Raw genomic sequence first — 13,668 nt, 5'->3', positions numbered from 1 at the left:
GTCCATGCCTTGCAATCACTCCCTTCGTGGGCCGCGGACGACGCCGCGGCCAAGGAGCCTGTCGTGACGTGGACGATGCGGGGTTGGAAGGTGATGTTGGTGTGTGGCTGGCTGACCGCGCCCATGGCGTTCGCACAAGGGCCGGAGCTCGACGCGGTGCCCACCGAGCTGTTCCACGCGCAGACGCGCTTCCCCGACGCGGGCCCCCAGGAACTGGAGGGGCCGATGCTGCGCTACGCGGAGCCGATGTCCTGCCCCGCCGCGCCCGAAGGACGGGTGTGGGTGGCGGAGACGCAGTCGTGCGACGACGACGGCTGCGAGGCCCTCACCACGGTGTGGGCGGGCTCGTGGACCGTGGAGGACACGGGGCTGGAGGTCCGCTGCGAGACGGACCGCGTGGTGCTGGCCAAGGCTGCGTGGCGGATGGTCCTCACGGCGGGCGCGGGGGGCGGGCTCGAGGTCAGCGAGATGACGCCGCCGGAGCCCGAGTCCGTGTCCGCCGCGCGCCCCACGGAGGCACCGGGCTCCGAGGGCTGAGCCCGCGTCACACGGTGATGCGGCGGAGCATCAGGATGGGGCCGTCGTCCAGGCGCCGGTCACGCAGGTCGATTTCGCAGTCGAGCATCCAGTCGCCGTGCCCCTCCGGGTCGATGATGCGCTGTTGGGTCTCCCACAGCCGCGTGCCCGTCTCCTTGAGGAGGGTGTTGGACGGCTTGCGCGCCTGGGGCGTGAGCACCACCATCTTGTGCTCCTCGAAGTACGGCGCCATGGCCTGCTCCAGCTTGGGCGCGGTCCACTCGCCCAGGGCGTTGTCGAGCATGGTCAGCGCGTCCAGGTAGCGCTTCTGGCCCAGGGCCTTGAGCAGCCGGTGCAGCTCCTCGCGCACGCGCGCGGCGAAGGCCTTCGGGTCCTCGGTGAGCTCCTTCGGCTTGAGCTCCACCACCGGCTTCGCCGCGACGGCGGCGTCCGGGTTGCGCATGCGCTCCCACTCATCCAGCAGGCTGGAGTCCACCTGCCGCAGCGTGGCGCGCAGGTGGTCGATGAAGTCCTCCACCTCCTCCGTGCGGTAGCGCTCCGGCACCGTCTGCATCAGCGCCTTGTACGTGTCATTCACGTAGCGCAGCAGCACGCCCTCGCTGCGCTGGAGGCCGTACTCGCGAATGTAGTCCGGGAAGGACATGAAGCGCTCGAACATGTCCCGGACAATGGACTTGGGCCGGATGTTCTCCTCGCCCACCCACGGGTGCTTCTGCGCGAACTTGTTGAAGGTGCCGTAGATGAAGTCGCGGTTGGGCTTGGGCCACTCGAGCTTCTCGAGCTCCGCCATGCGGTCGTCGTACTCGATGCCCTGCGCCTTCATCTCGTTGATCTTCTCGCCCTTGAGCTGGTGCAACTGGGCGTAGAGCACCACATCCGGGTTCTCCAGGATGGACTCCACCAGCGTCACCACGTCCAGCGCGTACGACTCCGTGGTCGGGTCCAGCAGCTCCAGCGTGTCGAGCAGGTACAGCGACAGCGTGTGGTTGAGGCTGAAGTCGTGCTGCATCTCCCCCGCCACCTTCACCGTGGCGCCGGAGCCGCCTGTCCCCTTCTCCACCTCGATGATCTCCGCCTCGCGCAGCGTGCGGAAGTTGCGCGCGGCCTCCTTGAGGTGCCGGCGCTTGAGGTAGTCCGAGTCGTGGCTGCGCTGCACCAGCGTCACCAGCCGCTTGTACCCGGCGTTGTGCTCCGTCTGGTGGTCGCTCTGGAGCAGGTTGAGAATCATGCCGTGCGACACCGCGAAGCGGGACTCCAGCGGCTCGGGCATGCCGTTCTGGAGCCGCTCGAAGGTGCTCTTGTCGTACTGGACGAAGTTCTTCTGCGGCGGCTTGGCCTTGGGCGTCTTCTTCTTGCCCGCGGCCTCCTTGGCGGCCAGCTTGATGTTCTCGATGACGTACTCGGGCGCCTGGGCGACCACGCTGCCCTGCGTGTCGAAGCCCTTGCGGCCCGCGCGGCCGGCGATCTGCTGGAAGTCGCGCACGCTCAACGTGGCCAGCTTCTCGCCGTTGAACTTGAAGAGCTGCGTGAAGAGCACCGTGCGGATGGGGATGTTCACGCCCACGCCCAGCGTGTCCGTGCCGCTGATGACCTTGAGGTGGCCGTGCTGCGCCAGCTTCTCCACCAGCAGGCGGTACTTGGGCAGCAGGCCGGCGTGGTGCATGCCGATGCCGTGGCGCAGGAAGCGCTGGAACTCCTTGCCGTAGGGCGTGTCGAAGGGCGCGTCCTGGAGCGCCAGGCGGATGGCCTCCTTCTCCTCCTTGGTGGAGAAGTCCACGCTCATCAGGTTCTGCGCCTGCTCAGCGGCGGTGCGCTGGGTGAAGTTCACCAGGTAGATGGGGTACTTCCCGCGCGCGATGAGGTCCTCGATGGTCTCGTGCAGCGCCGACTCGCGGTAGTCGAAGTCCAGCGGCACGGGGCGCTCCGCGCTGCGCACGGTGGCCACCTCCCGGCCCGACAGCTTCGCCAGGCTCTCCTCGATGACGTGCGTGGGCCCCAGCGTGGCGGACATCAGCAGGAACGTGGTGTCCGGCAACGCGATGAGCGGAAGCTGCCAGGCCACGCCGCGCTCCCGGTCCGAGTAGTAGTGGAACTCGTCCATGACGACGTAGTCCACGCGGGCGCTCGCGTCGCGCAGGGCCAGGTTGGCGAGAATCTCCGCGGTGCAGCAGATGATGGGCGCGTCGCGGTTGATGCTCGCGTCGCCGGTGAGCATCCCCACGTTCTCCGCGCCGAAGGCGTCGCAGAGGGCGAAGAACTTCTCGTTCACCAGCGCCTTGATGGGGCAGGTGTAGAAGGACACCTTGCCCTCGGCCATGGCCTTGAAGTGCAGCGCCGTGGCCACCAGCGACTTGCCGGAGCCGGTGGGCGTCTTGAGGAACAGGTGCTTGCCCGCCAGCAGCTCCAGCATGGCCTCTTCCTGGGCGGAGTAGAGGCTCAAGCCATTGGCCGCCACGTAGCCGACGAAGCGGTTGAGGATTTCGTCCGCGTCCAGGGGCGGTTCGCCCTTCTTGGGGAGCAGCGCGGCGAGCGGAGCTTGGGTTTCAGGGGTGGCCATCACCCGCGGACAATAGGCGGCGCGCCCGGCACCTACCGGGAAAATCGCATCCGGCTGCACGGTGGGTGAAGCCAGGCACGCCCTGCTCCGCCCGCCGGGACGGGGAGCCAGGCGTGTTCCCCCAGGGGTTGTCGGCGACTGCCCGGGCGCAAGGACCGAGGGCGCGATACCCGGTCCTGGAGGCCCTCCTCACCGTTGCGGCTGGACTCGGACCCGGGGGTTGGGGATGCAAGGAACCGTTGGAAAGAGGATGGCGCGCCTCAGGCGAGCGGCGCTGCTGGGAGGCCTGCTCTCCGCGCCCTGGCTGACCAGCGGCTGTGAGCAACGCCGAGGCCCCGTGGTGGACGGCGCGGGCGCGTCCGAGGTCGCGGGCCTGGAGGGAGGACCGCCCGATATCGCCCTTCCACCGCCCGCGGGCGGTGCCAGACCCGGCGCGGCGACGGGACCATCGGCCGGAAGCGCCCATCCTGGTGGAGCCAGCGCCCATGGCGGCGCGAGCGGAGGTGGCAGCCAGAGTGCCGCGAGCGGCGGCGCGGCCAGGAGTCCGGCGGGAGGCGCCAGCGTGGGCCAAGGCGCGGCGTCCGGCGGGGGCTCGGGAGTCTCCAGCATGGGCCGGGGCGGCGGCGTGGGAGGCCGCGCGCCGGGCCGAGGCGGCGGCTTTGGCGGCGGCGACAGCAGGACGGGCGGCACCAGCGTCACCGGCGGCACCAGCCTGTCCAGCGGCAACAGCGTCACCGGCGGGGCCAGTTCGACCGGCGGCGGAACCAGCAGCGGCCGAAGTGGCGTCCCGGAACGAAGTGGCTCGGGCGGCGGCATCGCGGGGGGTGGCAGCTCCGCCAGCGGAGGCGCTGGCTCACGCGGAGGCGGGAGCGGCTCGGGCGGCGGCGGACGCGAGGGACTGGGAAGTGGCACCGGCGCGTCGGACGATGGGCCCGGCGGACGCATGGGTCTGTGACGAGGCCCTCAGATAATCGACGGCCCGTCCCCCGAAACACGCGGAAGGGGCCTGTGACGAGGCCCGTAGATGGTCGAAGGCCCATCCCCCGACACGCGGGGAATGGGCCTGTGCGCTCAGCCTTGGAAGACACCGTGCGCCACCCGCGTGAAGCCGGTGGCGCGGGGGCTCACGTCGCCTGCGGCGTCGGAGAGACCTGGCCGGTGGACTCCCGGGCGTTCTCCTGCTTGATGCTCTCGATGACGTCGTCCATGGACGCCATCAGCGCGTGCGGCCCGGAGCCGGTCCACGTCCCGGCCTCCTGCAGCATCGCCGCGACCCCGCCGCGAGCACCCGCCACGAGGACCCGGCCCCCGCGGACGGCCAGGACATCCGACAGCTCCCGGATGGTGCGCAGACCGGCGGCGTCCATGTACTTCACGTCCGACAGGTCCAGCACCAGGTGGCGCGGCCACGGCGGCCCCTGGAGCGCCGCGCTCAGGCTGGCGCACGAGCGGACATCCAAATCGCCCCGAACCCGCAGGAGCTGCACGGGGGGACGCGCATCCCGATCCTCGCCCCCCGCGCCGAGGCTGCGGAAGAGCGGACGGCCGTCCTCGCGAAGCAGCAGGCTGCGAACGTTGGCCTTGGGCGGCGAGAAGAAGCTGCGCGCCAGCGACAGCAGCACGCCCGCGGCCAGACCCGGGAGGAAGCCAATCGCCGCGATGAGCACCGCGGTGGCGACGGCCACCATCGCCTTGCCCGCGTTGTCCGCCATCAGCGCGCGCAGGCCCTTGATGTCCAACAGCCGCGTTCCCACGACCACCAGGATGGCGGCGAGCGCGGCCATCGGAATCAGGGCCACCAGCGCACCGGCCAGGATGCAGGCCGCGAGCAGCATCACCGCGTGCAGCACGGAGGCGGCGCGCGTGCGCCCACCCGCCTGGACGGACACGGACGAGCGCACGATGGCGCCCATCACCGGCATGCCGCCGAACATCGCCGAGGCCGCGTTGCCCACGCCCTGGGCCACCAGCTCCTGGTCGCCATCCGTCCGGTGGTTCTCCAGGCCCGGCAACTGGTCCAGCGCCCGCGCCGACAGCAGCGAGCCGAGCGACGCCAGCACCGTCAACGCCAGCACGTCCGGGAGGAGCGCGCCGAAGTTCAGGGCCTCGAACGAAGGAAGGACCGGCATGGGCAGACCGGTGGGCAGCGCGCCAACGCGGGCCAGACCGTCCGACAGGAAGCCCAGGCCCGACGCCAGGGTGGCCAGGACCAGGCCCACCAGCACGGCGGGAATGGAGCGGTGGAGCTTGGGAATCAGGAGCATGCAGGCCACCACCACGGCGCCCACCGCGACGGAGCTCCAGTGCACGGACCAGGAGGGCCAGCTCGCCGGGACGACCAGCGTCCGCGCCGAGGACGTGCCTTCCGTCACCGCGCCGAGCAGGCGGGGAAGCTGGCCGTCCAGCAGCAGCAGCCCGATGCCGGCCGTGAAGCCGCGCGTCACCTCGGCTGGCATGAACTGCGCGACCCGGCCCGCGCGCGACAGACCCAGCAGGACCTGGAGCGCGCCACACAACAAGGTGGCAACCACCACGCCCGCCACGCCGTGCTTCATCGAAATGAGCAGCACGGTGGGCACGAGCGCGGCTTCCGGCCCCGTCACCTGGAGTCGGCCGCCACCCAGCAGCGCGGCAATCACGCCGGCGACCGCGCCACTGATGAGCCCCACCTCGGGAGGCAGACCGGAGGCGACCGCCAGCGCCAGGTTCAGCGGCAGCGCCACACACGCCACCGTCAGCGCGGCGCTCGCGTCACCGGGGAGCGTCCGGGGGGACAGCATCTGCTTCCACTCCGTCCACAACTGCTTGGGACGGTCGGTCCATCCCCGGGGCGTCTTGAGCGTAGGTGTCTCGACCATGCCCGACGCATCTACATGGACCGTGCCGACGCCCTCTTCCCTCTGAAGCCTGATTCACCTGTCGGCGGATCCAGACGCCCTGCCGCCGGTTGTTGGCCGACACCTGTCTGCGGAAGCAGACACCCGGTATTTGAAGTGCAACATTCGCTCGAAAATGCTGCGCGCCGTTCGCAACATCAGTAGAGGTGATTCCCGGAACAAGCGTGCCCCCACGCGCGTCTTTGCATCCGGCCCATGCGACTCGCTCACCGCCTGCTCATCTCCCACGCGCTTCTCACCGCCGCACTGCTGGGAGCCGCTGCATTCTCAGTGGTGGCCATCGTCCGGATGACGTCTCTTCTCACGGAGGTCCGGGAAGAACAGCTAGGCGGGGTCATCAAGGAAGAGGCCGTGCATCAGGCCGCCTGGGGGGTCGAGGTCGCCGCGAGGCAGGGACTGTTCGCTTGCGAGCACAGTCCCCAGGAGGTCCCCGCCGCGGCCGCCACGCTCAAGCAGCGCGTGAGCCACCTGGACGCCCTGCTCAAGCGGCATGGCCCGGCCACGCAGCCGCTGCTCCTGCGCGCGGCCGAAGGTTTCAAAACGTACGCGAACCACATCCTCGCGGGCGATACCTGCGAGCGGCTCCAGAACGCGGCCCTGCGCAACGAGCGCCTCTACCTGGCGGAGCAGCTCACCGACGCGTGGATCAACACCACGCTCGCGCTCCATTCCGCCATCCGGCAGCGCGAGAAGCGGGCGCATGACATCGGCTCCTCCGCCATCGCGGTGGGGCTCACGCTCGGCGCCCTGGCCGTCGTGGCGGCGTGGGCCGTGGCCCGGTGGGTGGCCCAGGGCGTGACGCGCCCGTTGGGGCAGTTGTCCGCGCTGGCGCACCGGGTGGGTGATGGCAACTTCGCCGCCCTGCCCGCCGTCTCCGGTCCCAGTGAGATTCGCGCCTTGTGGGCGGACCTGGACCGGATGCGCGGCAGGCTGTCCGAGCTCGACCAGCTCAAGGATGCCTTCGTGGCGTCCGCGTCGCACGACCTGCGCACGCCGCTGGCCCGGCTGCGCACGGCCATTGGCTTGCTGGCGGACGGCACCACCGGACCGCTGACGACCCAGCAGCAGCGCGTGGTGGAGCTGGCGCGCGTGGCGTGTGAGCGGGAAATCCGGCTGGTCACCGCGCTGTTGGACCTGACGCGCGTCCAGGCGGGCAAGGCCGTCCGGCGCGACGAAGGCTGCCGGTTGGATGACCTCATCGAGCGCGCGGTCGAGGAGGTCAACGAGCTGGCGGAGGAGCGCGGCACGGAGCTGGTGGTCCTCGCCGAGGGCACGACGCCTCCCGCTTCGCTGGACGCGGCCCTGGTGGAGCGCTCGCTGGTCAGCCTGATGACCAACGCCGTGCGCGTCTCGTCCCCGGGCAGCGCGTCTACGTCACCCGCACGCTCGCCTCGCGCGGCCCGAACGGCGAGTCGGGGACGTGGGCCCGGGTGGAGGTGCGCGACGAAGGCCCCGGCGTGCCCGAGGATGCGCGCCCGCGCGTCTTCGAGCCCTTCTTCACGCGCGCGGTGGGCGCCGCCAACGCGGATGGCCTGGGGCTGGGACTGCCGCTGGCGCAGCGGATGATGCGCGCGCTCGGCGGAGATGTGTTGCTGCTGGAAAACGCGAACCCCGGCGCGCGATTCGCGCTGGTGTTCCCGATGGGGCTGGGTGTGCCGGCCTCCACGACGCCGGATACGACGGCCAAGAGGAATGACGCATGAAGCGCCCCCGCGGCGGACATGTGCTGGTGGTGGACGACGACGCGGAGCTCTGCGAGCTCATCTCGTTGCGGCTGGAAGCGCGCGGCATGAAGGTCACCACCGCCCTCACGGCGGCCCGGGGACTGGAGCTGGTCGAAACGGCGGAGGTGGACGCCGTCGTGCTCGACCTCCGGCTGGAGGGCGTGGACGGGCTGGAGGTGCTGGCCCAGATGCGGGAGCGCTCTCCCGACCTGCCCGTCGTCATCCTCACCGCGCACGGCACCATTGAGACGGCCGTCGAGGCCATGCAGCGCGGCGCCTACGGCTTCCTCACCAAGCCCTTCCAGGACCACGAGCTGGTCCAGAAGCTGCTACACGCGACGGAGCGCAGCGACCTGCGGCGGGAGCTGGCGGACCTGCGCCGCATCGTCGCGGGCACCACGCCCGAGCGGCTGCTGGGCTCCAGCTCCGCCATCGCCGAGGTGCGCGACCGCATCGCGCGCGTGGCCCCCTCCGAGGCCACGGTCCTCGTCCTGGGCGAGTCCGGCACCGGCAAGGAGCTGGCGGCCCGTCAGGTCCACGCCCTGTCCCGCCGCGCCAACGGCCCCTTCATCGCCGTGAATTGTGGCGCGCTGCCACCGGAGCTGCTGGAGAGCGAGCTGTTCGGCCACGTGAAGGGGGCCTTCACCGGCGCCACCCAGACGCGCGAGGGCCTGTTCGGCGCGGCGCGCGGCGGCACGTTGTTCCTGGACGAGGTGGGCGAGGCCACGCCCCGCGTCCAGGTGAAGCTGCTGCGCGTGCTGCAGGAGCGCCGCTTCGCCCGGGTGGGCAGCGCGGTGGAGGAAGAAGCCGACGTGCGCGTGGTGGCGGCCACCAACCGGGACCTGCGCGAGGAGGTCGAGGAGCGGCGCTTCCGCGAGGACCTCTACTACCGGCTGGCCGTGCTCCCCATCGTCATGCCGCCGCTGCGCGAGCGGCTGGAAGACATCCCGATTCTGGCCACGCGGCACCTGGAGCAGGCCGCCGCGCGCAACGGCATGCGCATGCCGCGGCTCGCGCCGGATGCGCTGGCCCTGCTGCAAACCCACTCGTGGCCGGGCAACGTCCGGGAGCTGGTCAACGCCATGGAGGCGATGGTCCTGCTGGCGCCCGAGGACGACGTCCGCTCCGAACACGTGGCGCGCATGCTGGACCCGCCGACGTCCGCGCGCGCGGCGGCGGATGCCACGCGGGAAGAGGGGCCGGACGTGCTCAGCGGCGGCGGCGAGCTGCCCACGCTGCGCGAGGCCAGAGACCGCTTCGAGCGGCGCTACCTGTGCGAGGTGCTCCGCCGCTCCAAGGGCAACGTGGCCGCCGCCGCCCGCATGGCGAGCCGCAACCGCACGGACTTCTACGAGCTGCTGCGCCGTCACGGGCTGACCCCCGCGGACTTCAAGTAGGCGCACGCGCCCGCCCGGGCGCGTCACCGAGCCGACGGCGCATTCGTCACCCCGGGGACATCCGGCTCGTGCTTCCCGCCCATGGCGGTGTGCTTTTCAACTGCCCAACCTTCCGCTGAACGGCACACGGAGGGGGAAACAGTCATGCGAATCACACGCACGATGCTGGGGCTGGCGATGGTGGGGACGACCGTGATGTTCGGCGGCTGCGGCGAGGGCAACGCCCATGACAACCTGGTGGGCCCGCAGGAGGCGGCCGCCGGGCAGCCGGTGATGCTCTCGGACGGTCAAATCCTGAGCGTCCTCCTGGTGGCCAACGCGGGCGAGGTGATGCTGGGACAGGTGGGCCAGGCCCGGGCAACCGACCCGACCGCGCGCGACTTCAACGCACGCATGGTCACCATGCACACGGAGGTCATCCAGCGGCTGGAGCAGGTGGCGCAGGCCCAGGGCATCGCCCCCGCGGAGAACCCGGTGTCGCAGCACCTCCAGATGACGACGCAGCGGACCGTCGAGTTGCTCGACGCCGTCCAGGGCGGCGCCTTCGACTTGTCGGTGATGGACGCGCAGGTGGCCGCTCACGCCGGCACGGCCCTGCTCGGAGACGGCCTGCTCGCGCAGCAGGTGCAGAACCCCGCGCTCAAGCAGGAGCTGATGGCGATTCGAAAGACGGTGCAGATGCACCTGCAGGAGGCCTCCAACATCCAGGTCACGCTCTACAACGCCTACAAGCCGTAGCCGCGGCGCGCCTGCCATCCGCCCGGAGCGCGTGAAGGCTCCGGGTGTGATGGGACGGGTCCCCGAGCCGCGCGTCAGAGCACCTTCACGGCCTTGACCATGTCCGGGGACAACTCCTCGTGCTGGAGGATGGAGAAGCCCAGCTTCCGGCTGATGGTCTGCATGGCCCGGTTGCCGGAGAGGATGTCCGCGACGATGCGCTCCATCCCCCAGTCCCGGCCGATGGCCACCAACCGCTTCAGCATCTCCGCCCCCAACCCCTGCCGCTGCACCTGGTCGCTGATGAGGATGGCGAACTCCGCGTCCCGCGTCCCCCGCAGCCGGGTGAGCCGTCCCACCCCGAGCAGCTCCCCATCCTCGCGCTCCGCCACCAGGGCCATCTCCCGCGCGTAGTCGTTGAAGCAGATGCGCGACAGCCGCTCGTGCGCCACGCGCGTGCTGAGCTGCATCAGCCCCGCGTAGCGCAGGAACACCGTCTGCTCCGACAACGTGCGGTGGAACTCGGCCATGCGCGGCTCGTCCTCCGGGCGGATGGGCCGCAGCAGGATTTCCTCGCCGTCGCGCAGGAGGAAGGGCGCCACGTACTGAGTCGGATACGGCGTGATGGTCAGCCTCGGCAGCTCGGCCTCCGTCATCGAGGCCGGGTGCAGCACCACGCGCGCGTCCAGCGCCAGCAGCCGCTCGGGTGAGGCCAGGAGCGGATTGATGTCCACCTCCTTCACGAAGCGCTGCTCCACCACGAGTTGGCTGAAGCGCACCATCAGCATCTCCAGCGCCGTCAGGTCCACGGGCGGACGGCCCCGGACGCCCTTCAGCGCCTCGTAGATGCGCGTCTGCTCCATCATCCGCCGCGCCAACGTCGTGTTCAGCGGCGGCAGCCCCAGCGCCCTGTCTCGGAACACCTCCACCAACGTCCCGCCCGCGCCGAAGAGCAGCACCGGGCCGAACTGCGCGTCCACGCTGCTGCCGACGATGAGCTCATAGCCGTCCAGCCGCACCATGGGCTGCACGGTGACGCCGTCGAACGCGCTCCCCTGCTCCAGCGCCTCCAGCCGCGCGCGGATGTCCCGGAACGCGCCGCGCACCGCCTCCGCGTCCGGGAGGTTCAGCCGCACGCCGCCCACGTCCGTCTTGTGCGTCACCGTGAGCGAGTGCAGCTTCACCACCACGGGGTAGCCCAGGGCCGCGGCCTCGGCCACGGCGGCATCCTCCGTCACCGCCAGCCGCGTCTCCACCGTGGGGATGCCGTAGGCGGCGAGCAGCTTCTTGGACTCGAACTCCGTCAGCAGCGTGCGGCCGGCCGCGCGCGCGGCGTCCACCCACTGGCGCGCCTCGTCCCGGGCGGCGTCCACGCCCCGCGCCAGCGAGGGCGTCTCGTACAGCCCCGCGAGGTTGTACGTGTAGCGCCACATGTAATTGAAGATGCGCGCCGCCGTGTCCGGATAGCCGAAGGTGGGGATGCCCGCGTCATTGAGGATGCGCTCCCCCGCCGCCACCTCCGAGCCGCCCATCCAGCTCGCCAGCACCGGCTTGCCGTGCAGCTTCGAGAAGGCCTTCAGCCGGTCCGCCGTCTGGGTCGGCTCGGTCATGTCCTGCGGGGTGAGGATGACGAGCAGCCCGTCGCTGGCCGCGTCCCGGCTGGTGGCCTCCAGCGCCTTCGCGTACCGCTCCGGGTCCGCGTCTCCGAGGATGTCCACCGGATTGCCGTGACTCCACTGCGGCGGCAGGAACGCGTCCAACGCCTGGCGCGTCTGCGTGCCCAGCACCGCCAGCTCACCGCCCCCCATCACCAGGGCATCCGTGGCGAGCACGCCCGGGCCCCCCGCGTTGGTGAGCACCGTGAGGCGCCGCCCCGCCGGACGCGGCTGCCGGGCCAGCGTCTCCGCCATGTAGAAGAGGTCCGCGATGGAGTCCACGCGCAGCACGCCGGTGCGGCGGAACGCGGCGCTGAGCACCTCGTCGCTGCCCGTCAGCGAGCCCGTATGGGACGCCGCGGCCTGCGCGGCCTGCGCCGTGCGCCCCGCCTTGATGACGATGATGGGCTTGGTGAGCGCCACCTCGCGCGCGGCGGAGAGGAAGGCCCGCGCGTCACCAATGGACTCCATGTACAGCAGGATGGAGCGCGTCATCGGGTCATCGGCGAGGAAGTCGATGAGGTCACCCCACCCCACGTCCAGCATCGAGCCCACCGACACGAAGGCGCTGAAGCCCACCGCCTCCCGCAGGCTCCAGTCCAGGATGGACGTCAGGAGCGCGCCGCTCTGGCTGATGAAGGCCACGTTGCCCGGCCGGGCCATGGCGCCCGCGAACGTGGCGTTGAAGCCGCTGGGCGGCCGCATCACCCCCAGGCAGTTGGGCCCGATGATGCGCAGCTTCGCGTCCTGGGCGATGCGCAGAATCTCCCGCTCCAGGCGCTCGCCCTCCTCGCCAATCTCCTTGAAGCCCGCCGACAGGATGATGGCGCCCCGGATGCCCAGCGCCGCGCACTCCTGGATGACGCCGGGCACCGCCTGCGCGGGCGTGACGACGACGGCCAGGTCCACCCGCTCCGGCAGCGCCGCCAGCGACGGCCACGCCTTGATGCCCAGCACGTTGGGCCGCTTCGGGTTGATGGGGTAGACGGTGCCGCCGAAGGGGTTGCTGATGAGGTTCCACAGGACGGTGCGGCCCACGCTGCCCGGGCGCTCCGTGGCCCCCACGACGGCCACGCTGCGCGGCGCGAAGAGCACGTCCAGCGGCAGCCGCGCCGGCTGCTGGTGCAGCACGTTGTAGGACGGGTCCGTCTTCCGGGTGCCAGGGGCGCGCGTGTCCATGCCCCCGTCATCGCGGCCCCGCCCCCCGCGCGCAATGGCCTTCGCGTGCCCCCTCCGCAGCCGCGCCCAAATGAGATAGAACTGAATTACGGGCACTCCCGGCTGCCCAGAGGGGGACAGGTCCGGCGGAAGTCGCACATGTCGCACTTACAACCAGTACGTGACGCGAGCCGTTCTGACGCTCGTGGACAGTCTACCTGAACGAACATTCACCAGTAGGCGAGCATCCCACGGCCCGCTCGGTGTATACGGGGCGCCTCTATGACTTCTTCCGAGAAGCTTGTTTTCACCCAAACCGTTGAGGCGCTCTTCGTTCGCGCCCTCGAGAACCGGCTCACCCCGGCGTGCCGCGAGCACCTGCGCCGGGCGGGACTGGACCTCGACCAGAAGTTGGAGCGGTCCTACACCCTGGAGCAGTGGAAGGAGTTCCTCCGCATCGCCGCTGGCCACGTCTACGGCGGCGTCCCCGCCGAGGCGGCCTACTACTCGCTGGGCGAGCGGTTCATGGACGCGTACTTCGGCACCTTCTTCGGCCGGGCCCTGCTGGGCGTTGTCCGGCTCGCCGGTCCGCGGCGGATGCTGCTGCGCTCGGGGATGGGCTTTCGCGCCGGCAACAACTTCAGTGTGGTCGAAATCGTCGAGCGAGGGCCGACGTCGCTGGAGCTTCGGATGAACGACGTGCTGGCCGACATGCCGACCTTCGCCGCGGGCCTGCTGGCGCGCGCGGTGGAGCTGTGCGGCGGCTGGCGGGTGGTCTCCATCCCCGAGGAGTTCGACGGCACCGCGGCCACGTTCCACATCCGCTGGGCGGAGGCTCCCGCCGAGGCGGCCCTCACCGCGACGGATGACGACTCCGGCGCGTCCCGGCCCCGCGCGTAATCCTGGCCACGCGCCGTGGCGCTTCGCCACGGCGTGAACCGCGGTACGCCACGCTCGCTGAGCAGGCGGGCGTGCCGCGGGGACCACGCGGTGGAGCGCCTCTCAGAGGGAAACGCGAGGCATCCT

General features: G+C 70.9%; 10 protein-coding genes. 7 read left to right on the top strand and 3 right to left on the bottom strand.

Annotated elements, in window-relative coordinates; genetic code table 11:
- Positions 1 to 63 precede the first annotated feature (63 nt).
- Entirely contained in the window at positions 64 to 537 is a 474-nt protein-coding gene (locus A176_RS11195; RefSeq protein ID WP_002636638.1) for a hypothetical protein, read from the top strand.
- Positions 538 to 544: 7 nt separating this feature from the next.
- Here A176_RS11195 and A176_RS11190 read toward each other — a convergent pair whose 3' ends face one another.
- Positions 545 to 3,094 (bottom strand): DEAD/DEAH box helicase, encoded by a 2,550-nt coding sequence (locus tag A176_RS11190; RefSeq protein ID WP_044890840.1) that lies wholly within the window; start codon positions 3,092 to 3,094, stop codon positions 545 to 547.
- A gap of 250 nt (positions 3,095 to 3,344) precedes the next feature.
- Here A176_RS11190 and A176_RS11185 point away from each other — a divergent pair, with 250 nt between their 5' ends.
- Positions 3,345 to 4,049, top strand: a complete 705-nt coding sequence (locus tag A176_RS11185) for a hypothetical protein (protein WP_021781544.1) — start codon at positions 3,345 to 3,347, stop codon at positions 4,047 to 4,049.
- Positions 4,050 to 4,218: 169 nt separating this feature from the next.
- Here the strand turns inward: A176_RS11185 and A176_RS11180 are convergent, their stop codons facing one another.
- The gene (locus A176_RS11180; protein ID WP_002636641.1) at positions 4,219 to 5,952 is read right to left on the bottom strand and encodes a SulP family inorganic anion transporter; all 1,734 of its coding nucleotides are present in this window, start codon (positions 5,950 to 5,952) and stop codon (positions 4,219 to 4,221) included.
- Between the two features lie 234 nt (positions 5,953 to 6,186).
- Here A176_RS11180 and A176_RS11175 point away from each other — a divergent pair, with 234 nt between their 5' ends.
- From A176_RS11175 to A176_RS11160, 4 genes are all read left to right on the top strand, one after another.
- Positions 6,187 to 7,557 (top strand): sensor histidine kinase, encoded by a 1,371-nt coding sequence (locus tag A176_RS11175; protein ID WP_049872269.1) that lies wholly within the window; start codon positions 6,187 to 6,189, stop codon positions 7,555 to 7,557.
- On the top strand, positions 7,449 to 7,694 hold the full coding sequence (locus tag A176_RS39850) for an ATP-binding protein (protein ID WP_226994279.1): 246 nt from the start codon (positions 7,449 to 7,451) through the stop codon (positions 7,692 to 7,694). Before A176_RS11175 ends, A176_RS39850 begins: the two co-directional genes overlap by 109 nt.
- On the top strand, positions 7,691 to 9,112 hold the full coding sequence (locus A176_RS11165; protein ID WP_002636644.1) for a sigma-54-dependent transcriptional regulator: 1,422 nt from the start codon (positions 7,691 to 7,693) through the stop codon (positions 9,110 to 9,112). The genes A176_RS39850 and A176_RS11165 overlap by 4 nt, the downstream gene beginning before the upstream one ends.
- Positions 9,113 to 9,256: 144 nt before the next feature.
- Positions 9,257 to 9,850 carry a DUF4142 domain-containing protein gene (locus A176_RS11160; RefSeq protein WP_002636645.1) on the top strand — a complete coding sequence of 198 codons (594 nt, stop codon included), beginning with the start codon at positions 9,257 to 9,259 and terminating at the stop codon, positions 9,848 to 9,850.
- 74 nt (positions 9,851 to 9,924) lie between these two features.
- Here A176_RS11160 and A176_RS11155 read toward each other — a convergent pair whose 3' ends face one another.
- The gene (locus A176_RS11155) at positions 9,925 to 12,663 is read right to left on the bottom strand and encodes a bifunctional acetate--CoA ligase family protein/GNAT family N-acetyltransferase (RefSeq protein WP_002636646.1); all 2,739 of its coding nucleotides are present in this window, start codon (positions 12,661 to 12,663) and stop codon (positions 9,925 to 9,927) included.
- A 261-nt stretch (positions 12,664 to 12,924) separates the two neighbouring features.
- On the opposite strand from A176_RS11155, the gene A176_RS11150 reads away from it, so the two are divergent.
- Positions 12,925 to 13,542, top strand: coding sequence for a DUF2378 family protein (locus A176_RS11150; protein ID WP_002636648.1), 618 nt, complete (start codon positions 12,925 to 12,927; stop codon positions 13,540 to 13,542).
- Positions 13,543 to 13,668: the final 126 nt, after the last annotated feature.

This window comes from Myxococcus hansupus, assembly GCF_000280925.3.
GTDB classification, from domain to species: domain Bacteria; phylum Myxococcota; class Myxococcia; order Myxococcales; family Myxococcaceae; genus Myxococcus; species Myxococcus hansupus.
The sequence above is the reverse complement of the archived record's forward strand: the minus strand, read 5'-3'. Positions and strand labels throughout refer to the sequence as shown.